The following is a 15,347-nucleotide window of genomic DNA, read 5'->3' as shown; positions in this document are numbered from 1 at the left end:
GGCTGCGCGTGCTCGTCGCGCTGGCGATCTGGATGGTGCTGCTCGCCCTGATGTGGGCGACCGGGATCATCGCCTGATCGCACGAGGAGCGAACTGAGAGAGCACTCTCCCACCACGGGAGGGTGCTCTCTCAGCATGGGTTAAGCGACCAGGTCGCATGCTGGCCACGGCGAGGCACACAGCCTCCCGTGACCGGAAGGATCCATGGCCGCCCTCCAGGAGCGCTTCGACCCCCGGCGCAATGCGTTCGACCTCTTGCGGTTGTCGTTCGCGCTGCTCGTGGCGGTCGGTCATGGAATCGCCAACCACACCGGCGACCAGCCGCGGATCGGCCTCTCGACCATCGGCGACTTCGGTCTCGACGGGTTCTTCGTCCTCAGCGGTTTCCTCGTCACCCGCAGCTGGTGCACCCTCACCTCGTTCCCGCGGTTCGCGTGGCACCGCTTCCTGCGGATCATGCCGGGGTTCTGGGTCTGCCTGCTCGTGGTCGCGTTCGTGGCGGCACCGGTGGCCGCGCTCCTGCAGGGGATGTCGCCGCTGCAGGCGGTCACCGGCACCCCCTCGGCGTGGCGGTACGTGCTCGAGAACGCGGGCCTGCTGATCCTGCAGTACGACATCGCCGGCATCCTCGCGGCGACGCCCCACGGGGTGAGCTTCAACGGGGCGCTCTGGACGCTCGCGCTCGAGGCGTTCTGCTACGCGGTGGTCGGCGTGCTCGGCGCGCTCGGGCTCCTGCGCTCGCGCCCGGTGCTGGTACCCGCGGCCGCCGCCGTGCTCCTGGTGCTCACCGCGCTGCAGGAGGCCGGAGTCCCGGTGCTGCTCGACGAGCGGGTGATCCGCCTGGTGCTGGTCTTCCTGCTCGGCGCCACCGCGTACCTGTACGCGTCCCGGATCCCGTTGCGGCGTGACCTCGCCGCGGCCGCTGCCGGCCTGTTCCTGGTGAGCCTCGCGCTGTTCGACGACTTCCGCGTGCTGGGCGCCGTGCCGCTGGCCTACCTGATCCTGTGGGCGGGCACGTGCTTCCCGTGGCCGTGGTCGATGCGCACCGACCTGTCCTACGGCGTCTACGTCTACCACTGGCCGCTGCAGCAGGTCCTGGTCCTCACGGCGCTGGGCGACGCGCCGACGGGCGTCTTCGTGCCGGTGACGATCGCGCTGACCGTGCTGCCCGCCGCCGCGTCGTGGTACCTCGTGGAGCGACCGGCTCTGCGCCACAAGAACAGCTCGCTGCCCGACCGGATCGCCGCGCGCCTCGCCGCCACCCGCCTCCGGCGGCCGTGAGTGGCCTCATGGCGCCTACCGTCCGGCCCCGGCATCCACCCAGGTGCCGCCCCGGCGCTCGATCTGCGGCAACGCCGCCTTGGCTTCGCCCACGAGCTCGGAGACGAACACGAGCACGACGTCCGGCTCGGCGGCCACCAGCTCTTCGGGGGTGATGATCGGGATGTCGGTGCCCGGCATGCGCCGGTCCTGCTTGCCGGGCGAGGCGTCCGCCACCCCGAGCAACAGCGAGGCGTCCAGCTCGGCGAGGCGCAGCAGCGACACCGCGCGCGACGCCGCGGCGTACCCGTACACGCGACGCCCGGCGGCGCGCTGCGCGGCGAGCATCTCGCGCAGGGATCCCGCCGTGCGCTGCACCGAGTGCTGCAAGGTGCCGACGGCCGCGGGCCGCAGGACGCCCGCGGTGAGCTCCGGCGCGACGACGGCGTCGAGCGCGGCGGCGTCCACCGCCGGATCCTCGTCGGCGCGCCCCGCCACCAGCACGACGGTGCCGCCGTAGAGCGGGTACCGGCGGGCGGTCGTGACGGTGAGCCCGGCACGGGCCAGCAGGCCGATCATCGCGGGCGTGGAGTAGTAGGCGTAGTGCCCCAGGCGCAGCGCGTTCCACTGGGTGCCGGACATGATCGCGTGCAGCGAGTGGAACTGCACCACCAGCCGCCCGCCGGGGCGCACGGCCGCGGCGCGCTCCGCCACCGCCGCCTCCTGGTCGGCCGCGTGCATGATGCCGAAGCAGCCGTCGACAACGAGATCGGCGACGAGATCGGCGACGGGATCGCCGCCGCCAGGGGGCGCCGAGGCGAAGCCGTGCGCGGCGAGCAGCTCGAGCCAGCTTCCGCCGTGCGGGCTCGGGAACTCGGTGACGGTGCCGCCGGGGGGCAGCGCGCCGGCGGCGACCAGGTCGCGGACGGCGTCGGCGCGCTGGGCCGTCAGGGCGCCGGGCTCGGCCCCGACCACCTCCTCCGGGACGTCGGCGTCGTCGGCCAGCTGAGCGAGGCCGCAGCGGGTGCACAGCCACATGCGCAGCGGGAACAGCTCGTCCGGGCCGGGGTCGACCACCTTCGGGAACAGCTCCGACGACGGTTGGGCGCCGAGGTCCAGGACGATGTCGCCCTCGGTGTGGTGGCAGGCACGGCAGGTGGGGCGGACGGTCTCCATCTACTCTCCCGGCTCGTTCCGGTGGTGTGGCGGGTGGTGATGGCGGACGGCGGTAAGGTCGCGCGACCCGCCCGGGACGTCACCCGGGGACATCGAACGAGGTTCGGACGAACCGACCCGGAGGCAGCATGCACGTCCGCGAGACCGCGATCGCCGGCCTCCTGGTGTTCGAGCCGTCGCCGCACCGCGACGAACGCGGGTGGTTCAGCCGCACCTTCGACGCCGACGTGGCGCGCAGGGCAGGCGTGGATCCGCACGCGTTCCTGCAGGACTCCCAGTCGCGAACCGTAGTCGGCGGGCTGCGGGGGATGCACGGGCGGGTCGGGCGCGGCGAGGCGAAGCTGGTGCGCTGCGCGCGCGGCGCGATCTTCGACGTCATCGTGGATGCGCGGCCCGACTCGCCCACCATGGGCCGCGTCGAATCGTTCCGCCTGGACGACGAGAACATGGCGAGCCTGTACATCCCGCGCGGGTGCCTGCACGGCTTCCAGGCCCTCGCCGAGGCCGACACCTGCTACCGGATCGACGCCGAGCACGACCCGAGCGAGGACGTCACGGTCCGGTACGACGACCCGGACCTCGCGATCGACTGGCCGTTGCCGGTGGCGGTGATGAGCGCCAAGGACCGTGCCGGGCGGACGTGGAGCGAGCTCGGGCAGTTGCTGGGCACCACGGCCTCAGCGTTCCCGCCCTCATGATCGCCGTGTCGGCGCGTTCCCGGGCGGAATCGAGCGTGTTGCCAATCGGGGCCCGCGGATGCGCGATGGTGATCGCTGCGAGAAGCACCAGACATCGCCGCAACAACACCCACGCACTCCTCACACCGATCACCCGGCCCTGATCGCTCCGACAAGTACGCCACCGTCGCCGCGACAGCACCCACGCACTGCTCGGACCGATCACCCGGCGGTGATCGCAGCGAGAAGCACCAGACGGCGCCGCAACAGCACCCACGCGCTGCTCGCACCGATCACCCGGCGGTGATCACTCCGACACGTACGCGACCGTCGCAGCACCCGCCCCCAGGTACTGATCAGATCGATCACCGCGCACCGCGTCCCGAGCGGCAGCGTCGATCAAGGGCGGAGGGTCGTGGCCGAAGATCGACCGACCACCATCTGCCCGTGATCGACGCAGCGCCCGCGGTACGGGCCCGACCCATCCGGCAACAAACTCCCCCTGCAGCCCATGTCCCGATCCCGCCGATCATGAGAGGTGAACGCGCCTCGAACCGGACCGATGATCATCGTGAGGCGGTGGATCGGGACCACCGCAAGGCGCGCGAGCACCCAGCAGCGACGGACTCGTCCCCAACAGGCCTGGGCCCGCGCCGGGAACGGCCGCCCACCCAACCCCGATATTCGGCAGTTCCGCCAACCCGACCACCCCACCGACAGACAGCAGCAGCCGAAACCCGGCCGACTACGCCGAAGACCAGGACCAGGGCGTGAGGCAAAGGCCGCGAGCCGGGAACGGCCCGCCCACAGGAGATCCCACGACGACGTAGACCTGAGCGGGGTTGGATCTTCCCCCAACCCCTCTCACGTCTACCTGGTCATGCAACGGACACGGAACCTGGACGGCCACGACCGCAGGATGCGCCACGAGCGAGACCTCAGCGGGGTTTGATCTCCAGCAGACCCCGCTCACGTCTCATTGATCATGCAACGGTCGCGTTCCGAACCCCGAGGTGGCCGTGATCAGCGAAAACGGTGCGAGGTCGACACATCCAGCGTGCGGCCGACTCGGACCTCGGATGCCCGATGGTGATCGCTGCGACAAGCACCTGACGTCGCCGCGACAGCACCCACGCACTGCTCAGACCGATCACTCGGCCCCGAACACCCCGACAAGTACGCCACCGTCGCAGCGACCGCCCCCACGCACTGCTCAGACCGATCAACCGGCCCCGAACACCCCGACAAGTACGCCACCGTCGCAGCGACCGCCCCCACGCACTGCTCAGACCGATCAACCGGCCCCGAACACCCCGACAAGTACGCCACCGTCGCAGCGACCGCCCCCAGGTACTGATCGGACCGATCACCCGGCCGTGATCGCTCCGACGAGTACGCCACTGTCGCCGCCTCCGCACCCAGGTACTGATCGGATCGATCACCGCGCACCGCGTCCCGACCGGCAGCGTCGATCACGGGCGGATGGTCGTGGTCGGAGATCGACCGACCACCGTGCGCCGTGATCGACGCAGCGTCCGCGGTGCGGGCCGTGACCGATTCGGCAACAGCCTCAATCCGCCCGTTTTCGCGCCGACACGCTGATCATGGCCCGGAACGGCCGCACAAGCCGGGCGATGCACGGGTCGACGCACTAGCGCGCATCGCCGATCCGGACGATCGCGTACCCCTGCAGCACCACGGCCGCGACCAGCACGATGATCGCGGCCGGATAGCCACCGGTCAGGTCGATCAGCAGGCCCATCAGGAACGGCCCGATCCCGGCGACCGTGTAGCCCACACCGAGAGCCATGCCGCTCGTGGCCGCGCTCGCCGCGCCGTCGGGCGTGCGCCAGGTGACCATCGCGATGCCGAGCGGGAAGCCGGCGCCGAGCCCGACGCCCAGCAGCACCACCCACGGCCAGGGCCCGACGACCGGCGGCAGCGGAGCGAACAGCAGCCCGAGCGTTCCCACCGCGGTACCGGTCAGCCCGACCGCGGACCAGAGTCGCCACCGCCCGCTCCGTTCGGCGAGCGCCGGGAGCACGAGCGCACCGGGGATCTGGGCCGCCGACCACACCGCCAGCAGCAGCCCCGCGTCCCGCGGGCTCCACCCCTCGCTCGTGACGTAGGGCGCGAGCCAGGTCATCCAGCCGTAGACCAGGAGCGACGTGGCGGACTGGTGGGCCGCGGCGAGGCGGGCGAACCCGTTGCGCCAGGGCAGCCGGAGGTGGGGCGCCGTCGCGGCCGGCCTGGCGAGGCGGCGGGCGACCGGCGCCCAGACCGCCACCGCGAGCACTGCGGGCACGGCCCAGACCGCCAGGGCGAGCGACCAGCCGCCCACCCCGACGGAGATCGGCACGGCCACGGCGCTGGCGACCGTGGCGCCGACCATCATCGCGACGACGTAGCCCCCGGTGACGACACCCGCCCGGGAGGCCAGGTGCTCCTTCACCACGCCGGTGAGCAGCACCCCCGCCACGCCGATGCCGAACCCGGCGACCAGGCTGCCCGCGACCAGCGGCACCGCTGCCGGGATCCCGCGGGCGAGGCTGCCGATCGCGACCAGCCCGACGGCGCCGACCAGTGCCCGCTCCGGGCCCGCCCGACGTGCGGTGGCGGAGCCCGCGAGCGAACCGGCCGCCATCATCAGCACCGCGCCGGTCTGCACGAGCCCCGCCGCGCCGGCCGTGAGCCCGAGATCGACGCGCACGGTCTCGATCAGCGGCGGGTAGCCGGCCAGCGCGCTGCGCAGGTTCAGCGCCAGCACCAGCAGGCCGAGAAGCACGACGACCGGACGAACCCGTACAGAGGTGTACGGTAGTTTCACCCATTACACACTAGGGCGGGGGCGTGCGGGGTGCAAATCCAGCTCGACGACTACCGGCTCGGCGCCGCGGTGGCGAGCGATCTCGTCAACACCGCCGCCGAGGTCATGGTCAGCACCGGCGACCGGCTCCCGGACACCACCGCGCTCGCCCGCTTCCTGGCCGGGCACGGCCTCGTCCCCGACGCAGGCGACCCCACTCCTGCCGACGTTCGCGCCGTGCACGGGCTGCGCCGCGAGCTGCGCGGGTTGCTGGAGCGGCCCGACGCGGCGGCCACGGCCGCGCTCACCGTGCCGGCGGGCACGGGTCCGGGGTTGCGCCGCGACGGCGACGGCCGCTGGCAGTGGCAGGTCGCCTCCCGACCGGGCGCCCCGCTCGTCGACGAGCTCGCCCTCGTCACCGGCACCGCGCTGCTGTCCGTGCTTCGCACGCTGGGCGCCGACCGCTTCCGCGCCTGCGCGGCCCCGGACTGCGCCGGCCTGTTCGTCGACACCAGCCGTGCGGGCCGTCGCCGCTACTGCCTGCCCGAGGTGTGCGGCAACAGGGTCAACGTCGCGGCCCACAGAGCCCGCCGCCGCACCCCCCACTAGCCCACCCGCGCACCCCCCGCACCTTGGAGCCTTACTGCCGTTCTATCGCCCGTGAAACAGCAGTACGGCTCCGTAATGCGAGGGACCCCCGCCTGACGTGCTGATTTGCTGGTACAGGCTATCTACCTGCGACAACGTGTGACAAGAGGGGTCATGGCGGGGCGTGGTGTGATACCCGAGGGGCACCGTGGGACACGGAATTCCCACGCCGTTCCCACGGGGTCGGCGGGTCGCGGTGATCGTGGGAAGCGCCCGGGAGCATCGCTCGCGTCAGGTGGGCAGGCTCCACCCGTGCGCGCCGTCCGGCTCATCGAGCCACACACGGTGCTGCCCGTCGGCGGTGACCGTCAGCCCGAGTCGATCCCACCCGGGCCGCCCGAGCGCCTCCCACTCGCCGTGCACGGTCTCGAACTCACCCCATATGGCCACCGGGCCGCCCTGGCGCACCTCGCGCTCTCCGTGCCCGTCCGGTTGCATCCGGATGGCGCACCATGATCCGTCGTCGCCGGTGAACACGGCCCACTCCGGGCCGTCGCCGGTGAAGCCGAGGTGGCCGAATCCGAGATGCCGGGGAAGACCGGCGCTGGCCAGCAACCACGGCACCGGTGCCGACCACGGGGCCGGGTCGAGCGGCGTGGAGGTGCGCTCCCCATCTTCGGGGTGCACGCGACCCACGCTCGACTTGGACGGCGGCGCGGCGTCATGGTCGCGAATCGCCATGAACCCCGCCCACTTCGGCAGGAACCGACCCTCCAACCGGTCCTCCTCCCGGCGGAGCAGCACCAGGTTCCCGGCGTGCGCGCCGCGCTTCACGTCGACCAGGACGAGTCCGCCGTGCCGCACCTGTTCGGCCCACGCCCACGGCACCGTGGGGACGGAGCAGGTGGCGATGACCCGGTCGTACGGGGCGTGCTCGGGCAGCCCGTTCCGGCCGTCACCGACCGCGAGGGTGGGGGTGTAGCCGAGTTCGGCCAGGCGTTCGCGGGCGGTGTCGACGAGCGCGGCGCCGATGTCGACGGTGAACACGTTCTCGTCCCCAAACCGGTGCGCCAGCAGCGCGGCGTTGTACCCGGTGCCGGAGCCGATCTCCAGGACCCGGTGCCCGGCGCGCACCTGCAACGCGCGCAGCATCCGCAGCATGAGCGCCGGTTTCGTGGAGGACGACACGGTGACTCGTGCGCCGTTGTCAGTTTCGGCGAGTGCGGTCACCAACGGCACATCCTCATACACGGCATCCAACCAAGCGTCGGAGTCGGCAGCCGTTTCCGACCACTCCCCGTCCGGTTGTTGCACGTAGAACCGAGGCACGAACACATGGCGGGGCACCGACTCGACGGCAGCACGCCACGCGGGATCGTCCAACACCCCGGTATCAGCGAGCTGTTGCGCCAGCCGCCGTGCACGGATCTGCCAGTTCACCGAGGTTGATGTCATGTGCACTGTTCCCCTCACAAAGTAGGTCGGCGATCGTCTCGGTGATCGGTGCATCGATCGCGTCTTCGATCCACCCGTACTGGCCACCCGGGTTGCATTCCAGGAACACCCACCCGCCGTCCGGGCGAATCACGAAGTCGAACGCGCCGTAGGTCAACCCCAGCGCGGCGCAGTACGCAAGCACCCCGGCGGTGACGGCCGTGGGAGGTTCGACCACTTCGTATCGGAGTGCGGCGTAGTCGTTGCGCCAGTCCACATAGCTCGCGGCACTGCCTGCGCGGATTGCGGCGGCGAACACCCGCTCACCGACCACGATGAGCCGCGCCTCAAACGCTTTCGGCACCCACCGCTGGAACTGGTGCGCGGTGTGCTCGACTCCGCGCAGGTCGGCCAGGTCGGCGGGGCCGAGCCGGTGCGTGAACGTGGTTTTGCGCCCGCCGTCCTCCACGATCGCCGGTGCCCCGAGCGCCTTGGCGACCGTCTCACCGTGCGCGGCGAACCCGCGCACCGCGTCCGCAACGTTGCCGATCAGGGTGTCCGGCACGTTCAACCCGCACCGGGCCGCCGTCGTGAGCTGCAAGGGCTTGTACGCGGCGTCCGCGTTGCGGCTCGGGTGGTTGATCCACCGCACCGGCAACGCTGCCAACACCCCGCCGACACCGAGTTTCGCCTCTGCCATCGCCCAACGCCGTTCCGTCTCCGTCAACTCCGGCGGAAACTGGAAAGCGGACGGGCTGCGATACCAGACCGATCGCAGCCCTTCCAACTCGATTCTCCGTCCTCCGGCGCGGAGCGTCCCTTCCCACTGGCCAGCGTGAAACTTCGCCGCCACGGTGGCCTTCAGCGGAAGCCAGGCAGTGTCCATGCGCGCGGTCGGCACGCCACGTTCCTTGAGAGCGGCAACCATGCGATCGGCGGTGAAGTCGCGCTCCGCCGCCAGGATGAGGACCGTCATCTCTAGTCGTTGTTCCAGTCCTCGGACGACGGTGGGTCCTCACCGTCGGTCCTCGACGTCGTGTCGGCGGTGGGATCACCGGCGACGATCACCGGCAACCCGGATTCCATGTCGATTGCCATCTGCTCGTGCTCGTCGTACCGGCACACCGGAATTTCGCGGCCCGGACCGGCAGGGCATGCCCTACGTAGGCCCCACGGCCGCAACCCCACCGGGGACGCCTGATCGTTGCGCCGGTCGGTGAAGGTTGACCCCGACAACGCGAACTGTGCGCTCGTCGGGGCGAAAGAGTCACCCGCGAAGCGTTCCACGATCACAGTCATCTGTGCGCCTTCCCGTTGTTGTTGGTTTCGGCCCGCTGCTCAGCCCTCTGTGCGAGGGTTGCGAGCAGGCACGGCCAATGGCCGCCCGGCGTGCCGTAGCCGGGCACCCGGCAGCCCGTGCAGCGTCCGTTGCCGTCGTCGGCGTGCTCGGCAAGCAGACGGGCCCGAAGGTCGGGCCAGCGGGTGGCGAGAAGCTCGACGAGTAGCGACGGGGCGTCTGCTCCGCCAGAGCCGGTGCGGTCCACACCACGGAGCATCGACTCGGCCACACGGGGTGTGGAGGGCAGCGCGGTGGGCATGCGGGGGCAGCGGGGGGCAGGCTCACACGCCCCATGTTGGGGGCAGGCGGGGGCAGCCCCGCCCACGAGGCCCTGACAAGGCCGCTGAGCGCCTAGACTCGGCCGGTCGGAGGCGGGGAAGGGGACGCGCGTGGCCGAGCACAACCGCGCGCTCCGCGCCGCCCGGGAACGCACGCCCTCACCGGCCGCTCCCGACGAGCACATGACCCGCGCTGAACTCGCGGAAGCCGTGAACGCGTGGATATGGAAGACCACTGGCCGCCGCTACGAACTAGATGATCATTTGCTCGGAAAATGGGAGCGCGGCGTTGTCCGCTACCCCATCCGTGACTACCGGTCCGCGCTACGGGCCGTGCTCGGCGTTGCCACCGACAGCGAGTTGGGGTTCCGGCCATCCGTCCGCCGAGTTGCCGACCCCGGGCCCGCGGCCCTGCCCGCGCTCGGTCGGTGGGCGCGAGGCACCATCGTGGCCGACGCAACGACGGCGGCGGAGTGGGATTTGATCAACCGGCGAGACACCCTGAAGGGCGCAGCAACGATCGTCGGTGCCGGGCTCGTCGGCCCGCTCGTCGGATGGCTCGAACCCCTCGCCGACGCCCAGTTGTCGTCCCGGTCGGGTGCGTTCGCGCTGGCCGAGGTGGAAGCGCTCGAACACCTCGTCGCGACCTTCCGGGAGTGGCGTTCCGCCGGTGCGGGACTCGGTCGCACTGCTGTTGTCGGGCAGCTCGCCGATGTGGCCGAGCGGTTGCGCGGCGCCCCCGCCGGTGCACACACCGACCGCGTGTTCCTCGTCGCCGCCGAACTCAGCAAGATCGCGGCCTCCATGGCGTTCGACGCCGGGTCGCACCGGGTCGCGCAGCAGCACTATGTGACGTCGGCACGGTTGGCGAAAGCGGGCGGCAACCTGTCATTCGGGGCTGTCGCGCTGGCTGCGCTGGCCCGGCAGTCGTTCGACCTCGGCGCGCCCGAAGATGGGCTCGCCGTGGTGCAACTCGCGCAGCGCGGCACTCGTGCCGCCACGACACCGCGCCTGACGGCGATGCTCGCCACCCGTGAGGCCTGGGCACACGCGCAACTCGGCGATGCCCGGCACTTCCGCGCCGCCGTCGACATCGCAGAGGACGCCCACGCCGCCAGCGGCCCGCACACCGAACCCCGGTGGCTGCGCGGACTCGACACCGCCGAACTGGTCGGCACCATCGGCGCCCGCTACCGGGATCTCGCCTGCCACGACCGGCGGCATGCCCGGCAGGCGGTTCACTACCTCGGCCGCGCCCTTCAACTACGAGACGCAACCCGTATCCGCAACCGCGCATTCGACCTTGTTTCCCTCGGCCGCGCACACCTCCTTGTCGATGAAGCCGACCAGGCTGCCGACACTGTGCGCGCCGCCCTTCCGTACCTAGATCTGCACCGGCCCGGACGGCTCGCCCAGAAACTCGCTGACTGGCACAGCGAGGCCGCACCCTTCGCCGCCGTCGCGGCCGTCGCCGAAGTGCGGGAGCAGACCCGCGACGTACAATCGACCATCGGGAGCAGTTGAACGTGAGGATCGGAATCACCGGACACTCCAACCTCACACCCGACTCGGTGCCGCTCGTCGCCGCCGAGCTGCGCAAGGCGCTCTCCGAGTACGGGTCCCCGCTAGTCGGTGTCAGCTGCCTCGCCCGGGGCGCAGACCAGGTGTTCGCCCGCGTCACTCTCGAACTCGGCGGCGATCTAGAAGTGGTTCTTCCAGCCGCCGACTACCGGGAACGCAAGGTCAAGCCGGACAACCGCGAGGACTTCGAAACCCTCTTCGGGCAGGCCACCACAGTGAGGGTGCTGCCGTTCGGCACCTCGAACCGCGATGCCTATGCCGCCGCCAACGCGGATGTGCTCAGCACCGTGGACGTGCTTCTTGCGGTGTGGGACGGCGCCCCGCCAGACGGCAAAGGCGGCACTGGCGACACGGTGCAGGAGGCCCGCACGCGCGGCGTGCCGGTCGCCGTTGTGTGGCCCGATGGCGCCCGGCGCTCGCAGTAATGGCAGATCCCCGTACCGAGTTCGTCAAAGAATGCGTGGAAGATCTAGACCACGCAATTTCTGAACTCGCACATGCACTTGGCGATCAGCCGCGCCAGCGACGCGCCGTCAAGGCGGTCGTGAACGAGCTGTATCGACTCCAGGAATACAGGCACGAGCAAGAGGGATCGGCGACGCCCTACAAGGGCCGCGCAAAATCGGCGACGGCCGGGAAAGTGACCGAAGGCATAATCTTTCTTCGGGGGCTGCTCACGCATCGAATCACACGCCCAGTCGCGCCAGTCGGTGGCCAGGAAACTTGTATCCCCCCTTCTATCCACGTCGAGACCTCTCGTGGATCGGACAAGTAGAAATGCGCGCCTTGTTCCCGGACGCGGAATCGAAAGGCGAACGATTCAGTGAGACTGGGTTCGCGTTCTACCTGAGCCACGTGGCGGATCAACGTGTTCTCGGCACGGCTCGGATCGCCCGTGATTTTCTCGTAGATGACCCCGTCCTCGGGCCTCTCCCCTAGCTGAGGGCACGCAGGCGTTGCACCCGCACTTGCGTCGACGGACCTCACGAACATAATGCGAGTCCCGCGACCGCGCACATTTCTGCCCGAATTCGCGAGGAGAGATGACCGATCACTCGGAAGCCTCCGACCATCGGCCAGTGACGCACCGTCACAAGGAAGCCGGGACCCCCTGGGGTATGCCCCGCGCCGAGCGCGGCCCCCACCGGCACGTCATAGCTGCCATCGCCGTGCATTCGATCGGTGGTGTTCTCCGGCGTTCCGCAACTGGCCTTGTCGCGGTGCGTAACAGCTATTTAGAAAGGCCCCCGCTCTCGATTCCCTGCGCCATTGAACAGGGGGTCGAAGACGGGGGTCACTGGGCGCATTTGCGGCGGGTGCTCGCGGTTCACTTACCGGCAAATTGTCCAGGAATGCGGGTCGGTACGACTAAGGCGTGCGGGCCATGGCCACTTTCCCTTTCACCTGCACCGTGCCGAGCGCATTCGACCGGATTCTAGTACGGGATCGGGCCGGTCGGCGGGATGCTTTACGTCTTGCCGGACACGCGAACGGGGCGGCCGTCCTTCGTCGAGGCTCCGGGATAGTCGCGAGGAGCAGCACCGAAAAGAGGTTCCCGGATGACGGCGTCGGCGAGGCCGCGCACATCATTGTCGGCTCCAAGGTGCGGTCTTGGGAGCGGGCGGGCCGGGGCGGCGGGCGGGTCACTACTTGGCGAACAGCTCCGGCACTGCTGCCTCGGCTGCCGCGCGCAGGGCGGGGACCGCGTCCTCGGGCACCGAGCGGTGGGGCCAGCGGATCCGCGTGCCGGTGGGCGCCCAGCCGCCGATCGCGGCCAGCGTCTTGTCCAGGGCCGGGTCGCAGTAGCCGGCGCGGGCCAGCGGGCCGATGTGGGTGTCCAGGAACCCGCGCAGCCGCTCCTCGAACGCGAGCGCCGCGGGGGGATCGCTGCGGATCTGCGCGTACCAGCGGACGGCGCCGGCAGGGCTCAGGCAGGCCACGTTGGAGTACGCGCCCGCGGCGCCCCGCGCGACGCCGGACGCGAGCGTGTGCCCGGCCACGAACACCGCCAGCCGCCCGCCCACGGCGTCGGCCATGCGCGCGTACCAGGCGTCGTCCCCGCCGGGCACCTTCACCCCGATCAGCGCGGGCACCTCGTCGGCCAGCCTGCCGAACAGCTCGGGCGTGACCTGGGTCTTCGCGTACGGCGGGTTGTAGAGCACCAGCGGCACCCCACCGGCCGCGCCGGCCATCCGCTCGACGGCCGCCACGACCTCGTCGGGGGCCAGCGGCAGCCAGTCGGGCAGCACCACCTGGATCGCCCCGGGGGCGAGCGCGGCGGCGCGGCCGATCCGGTCCAGCGACACCTGCCCGCCGGGGTGGCTCGCGCCGAGCTGGAACGGCACGCCCGCCTCGGTGCAGCGCCGCGCGACGAGCTCGTGCAGCTCGTCGTACTCCGCCTCGGTGAGCGTGTGGAACTCCCCGGCCGTGCCGTTGGTGTAGACGCCGTGCACGCCGGCGCCGAGCACGTGGTCCAGCGCCACGGCGAGCCGGTCGGTGTCGATGCTCTCGTCGGGCCGGATCGGCAGCAGCACCGTGGCCCAGACGCCTCGCAGCTCGGGTGTCGTCAACCTGGTCACCCGCTGATCACCCCTGCGTCCTCGGACGGCCGCGCAGGGCCTGCGACCAGCGCGGCCCGCACCCGGATGTCGTCGAAGTGCTGCTGCATCGCGGCGATTCCCGCCTCGGCGTCGCCGGCCTGCAGGGCGCGGATGATCTGCAGGTGCACGACGCCACGCCCGCCCTCGGGCGGCACCGGGATGGCGTCGCCGAGCCGGGTGAACAGCTCCCAGAACACCTCGATCAGGTTGTCGACGAGGGGATTGCCGAGCGTGCGGTACAGCGACAGGTGGAACCGCTTGTCGACCTCGGCGAACGACTCGCCGCGCGCTTCCAGCGCGCTCATCTCCTCGGCGAGCCGTGCGCACTCGGCCAGCTCGGCCCGCGGGTTCAGCCGGGCCACGGCGGGCATCAGGCCCACCTCCATCGCCTCGCGCGCGGTGAGGATCTCCTCCAGGGCGGTGCCCGACGCCGCCAGCCCGTAGGGCAGCTGCTCGATCAGCGGGCGGAAGGAGAACGCGGAGACGAACAGACCGTTGCCGTGGCGGGCCTCGATGACGCCGAGGGTCTGCAGGCTGCGCGTGGCCTCCCGCAACGACAGTCGGCTCACGCCGAGCTGTTCGGCGAGGGCCGACTCGGCAGGCAGGCGGTCGCCGGGCCCGAGCCCGGTCTCCTGGATGAAGTCCCGCAGGCGGGCCTGTGCCTCCAGGTAGATCGGGCTCCGGCCCGTCCGCTCAGCCACCGGCTTCCTCCAGCGCTGTGCGCACGACCCCCGCCAGCTCGCGCACCTTCGCGCGCGCCGGGTCGGAGAGCCGCCCCCACGGCGACCGGGCCGGGCCCGCGTCGGGACCGAGCTCGTTCATCAGCGCCTTCAGGAAGCCGACCCCGCCGTTCGCGTCGGCCGCCGTGGCCACCTGCCGGAACGGGGCGTGCAGGCGGTAGGCCTGCGCCGTGTCCCCCCGGTCGAACGCCGCGGCGACGGCGAGCGCGAGCGGCGCCATGCCGTTGTAGAGGGTGCCGATCACCCGGTCGACCCCGCACGCGAGACCGGCGGGCAGCAGCTCGTCGCGTCCGAAGAACGCGGTCAGGCCGGGGGCCGCGGCGCGGGTGCGGTCGAACTCCAGCAGGTTCCCGTCGGTGAACTTGACCGCCGACATCGTGGGGGCGGCCGCCGCGAGCGCGGCGACGACCTCGGAGGGCCGGTACGCCGAGCCCGTCATGCTCGGGATGTGGTAGAAGCCGAACGGCGTGGAGGGTGCCGCCGCGGCAATGTCGGCGAGGTGCCCGACCAGCGCGTCCAGCGTGGCCGCGTCGCCGTAGTAGGGGCCGACCGCGGCCACGAGGTCGACGCCGCACGACTGCGCGTGCGCGGCGAGCTGCTGCGCCTGCGCGAGGTCCGAGTGCCCGACGTGCACCCCCAGGCGCAGGCCGGAGGGGCGCGCGGCCTGCCACGCCTCCGCCAGCGACACCCGCTCCGCGACGTCCATCGCGGGGAACTCACCGGTCGTTCCCCCCACGAATGCGCCCGTGACACCCGCGGCGTGCAGGTGCGCGGCCTGCTCGGCGACGACGTCGAGCGCGAGCTTCCCGTCGGACGTGAACGGCGTCGGCGCGGCGGCCCAGATCTCGAGCATGGAGGAAGCCCTTTC

General features: G+C 71.3%; 13 protein-coding genes. 5 read left to right on the top strand and 8 right to left on the bottom strand.

Annotated elements, in window-relative coordinates:
- The first annotated feature begins 204 nt into the window (after window positions 1-204).
- Window positions 205-1,281 (top strand): acyltransferase, encoded by a 1,077-nt coding sequence (locus tag CFP66_RS15105; RefSeq protein WP_094924342.1) that lies wholly within the window; start codon window positions 205-207, stop codon window positions 1,279-1,281.
- A 15-nt stretch (window positions 1,282-1,296) separates the two neighbouring features.
- Here CFP66_RS15105 and CFP66_RS15100 read toward each other — a convergent pair whose 3' ends face one another.
- Window positions 1,297-2,436 (bottom strand): methyltransferase domain-containing protein, encoded by a 1,140-nt coding sequence (locus tag CFP66_RS15100; protein ID WP_094924339.1) that lies wholly within the window; start codon window positions 2,434-2,436, stop codon window positions 1,297-1,299.
- A 128-nt stretch (window positions 2,437-2,564) separates the two neighbouring features.
- Here CFP66_RS15100 and CFP66_RS15095 point away from each other — a divergent pair, with 128 nt between their 5' ends.
- The gene (locus CFP66_RS15095) at window positions 2,565-3,134 is read left to right on the top strand and encodes a dTDP-4-dehydrorhamnose 3,5-epimerase family protein (RefSeq protein WP_094924336.1); all 570 of its coding nucleotides are present in this window, start codon (window positions 2,565-2,567) and stop codon (window positions 3,132-3,134) included.
- 1,630 nt (window positions 3,135-4,764) lie between these two features.
- Here the strand turns inward: CFP66_RS15095 and CFP66_RS15090 are convergent.
- The gene (locus CFP66_RS15090) at window positions 4,765-5,940 is read right to left on the bottom strand and encodes an MFS transporter (protein WP_094924333.1); all 1,176 of its coding nucleotides are present in this window, start codon (window positions 5,938-5,940) and stop codon (window positions 4,765-4,767) included.
- Between the two features lie 30 nt (window positions 5,941-5,970).
- On the opposite strand from CFP66_RS15090, the gene CFP66_RS15085 reads away from it, so the two are divergent.
- Window positions 5,971-6,528, top strand: coding sequence for a CGNR zinc finger domain-containing protein (locus CFP66_RS15085; protein ID WP_094924331.1), 558 nt, complete (start codon window positions 5,971-5,973; stop codon window positions 6,526-6,528).
- A gap of 270 nt (window positions 6,529-6,798) precedes the next feature.
- On the opposite strand, the gene CFP66_RS15080 is transcribed toward CFP66_RS15085, so the two are convergent.
- The 3 genes from CFP66_RS15080 to tgmA are packed head-to-tail and all read right to left on the bottom strand — an operon-like array spanning window position 6,799 to window position 9,240.
- The gene (locus CFP66_RS15080) at window positions 6,799-7,893 is read right to left on the bottom strand and encodes a methyltransferase domain-containing protein (protein ID WP_233159447.1); all 1,095 of its coding nucleotides are present in this window, start codon (window positions 7,891-7,893) and stop codon (window positions 6,799-6,801) included.
- 7 nt (window positions 7,894-7,900) lie between these two features.
- Window positions 7,901-8,917, bottom strand: a complete 1,017-nt coding sequence (tgmB, locus tag CFP66_RS15075; protein ID WP_094924325.1) for an ATP-grasp ribosomal peptide maturase — start codon at window positions 8,915-8,917, stop codon at window positions 7,901-7,903.
- 2 nt (window positions 8,918-8,919) lie between these two features.
- Entirely contained in the window at window positions 8,920-9,240 is a 321-nt protein-coding gene (tgmA, locus tag CFP66_RS47220; protein ID WP_143517266.1) for a putative ATP-grasp-modified RiPP, read from the bottom strand.
- A gap of 429 nt (window positions 9,241-9,669) precedes the next feature.
- On the opposite strand from tgmA, the gene CFP66_RS15070 reads away from it, so the two are divergent.
- Window positions 9,670-11,082, top strand: a complete 1,413-nt coding sequence (locus CFP66_RS15070; protein ID WP_143517265.1) for a hypothetical protein — start codon at window positions 9,670-9,672, stop codon at window positions 11,080-11,082.
- Between the two features lie 2 nt (window positions 11,083-11,084).
- Complete coding sequence (locus tag CFP66_RS15065) at window positions 11,085-11,564, top strand: hypothetical protein (RefSeq protein ID WP_198961458.1); 480 nt, start codon at window positions 11,085-11,087, stop codon at window positions 11,562-11,564.
- Between the two features lie 1,221 nt (window positions 11,565-12,785).
- Here CFP66_RS15065 and CFP66_RS15060 read toward each other — a convergent pair.
- From CFP66_RS15060 to CFP66_RS15050, 3 genes are read right to left on the bottom strand one after another with little or no spacing between them, the layout of a single operon-like run.
- Window positions 12,786-13,718 (bottom strand): dihydrodipicolinate synthase family protein, encoded by a 933-nt coding sequence (locus CFP66_RS15060; protein WP_094924317.1) that lies wholly within the window; start codon window positions 13,716-13,718, stop codon window positions 12,786-12,788.
- Window positions 13,715-14,440, bottom strand: a complete 726-nt coding sequence (locus tag CFP66_RS15055) for a FadR/GntR family transcriptional regulator (protein WP_094924315.1) — start codon at window positions 14,438-14,440, stop codon at window positions 13,715-13,717. Before CFP66_RS15055 ends, CFP66_RS15060 begins: the two co-directional genes overlap by 4 nt.
- Window positions 14,433-15,332, bottom strand: a complete 900-nt coding sequence (locus CFP66_RS15050; protein ID WP_094924313.1) for a dihydrodipicolinate synthase family protein — start codon at window positions 15,330-15,332, stop codon at window positions 14,433-14,435. The genes CFP66_RS15055 and CFP66_RS15050 overlap by 8 nt, the downstream gene beginning before the upstream one ends.
- Window positions 15,333-15,347 lie beyond the last annotated feature (15 nt).

It is taken from the genome of Pseudonocardia sp. MH-G8 (assembly GCF_002262885.1).
GTDB lineage: Bacteria > Actinomycetota > Actinomycetes > Mycobacteriales > Pseudonocardiaceae > Pseudonocardia.
The sequence above is the reverse complement of the archived record's forward strand: the minus strand, read 5'-3'. Positions and strand labels throughout refer to the sequence as shown.

Excerpts from the sequence above, each read along its gene's own strand:
- CFP66_RS15105 (WP_094924342.1), top strand. The coding sequence starts at position 205 with ATGGCCGCCCTCCAGGAGCGCTTCGACCCCCGGCGCAATGCGTTCGAC.
- CFP66_RS15100 (WP_094924339.1), bottom strand. The coding sequence starts at position 2,436 with ATGGAGACCGTCCGCCCCACCTGCCGTGCCTGCCACCACACCGAGGGC.
- CFP66_RS15095 (WP_094924336.1), top strand. The coding sequence starts at position 2,565 with ATGCACGTCCGCGAGACCGCGATCGCCGGCCTCCTGGTGTTCGAGCCG.
- tgmB (WP_094924325.1), bottom strand. The coding sequence starts at position 8,917 with ATGACGGTCCTCATCCTGGCGGCGGAGCGCGACTTCACCGCCGATCGC.
- tgmA (WP_143517266.1), bottom strand. The coding sequence starts at position 9,240 with ATGACTGTGATCGTGGAACGCTTCGCGGGTGACTCTTTCGCCCCGACG.
- CFP66_RS15050 (WP_094924313.1), bottom strand. The coding sequence starts at position 15,332 with ATGCTCGAGATCTGGGCCGCCGCGCCGACGCCGTTCACGTCCGACGGG.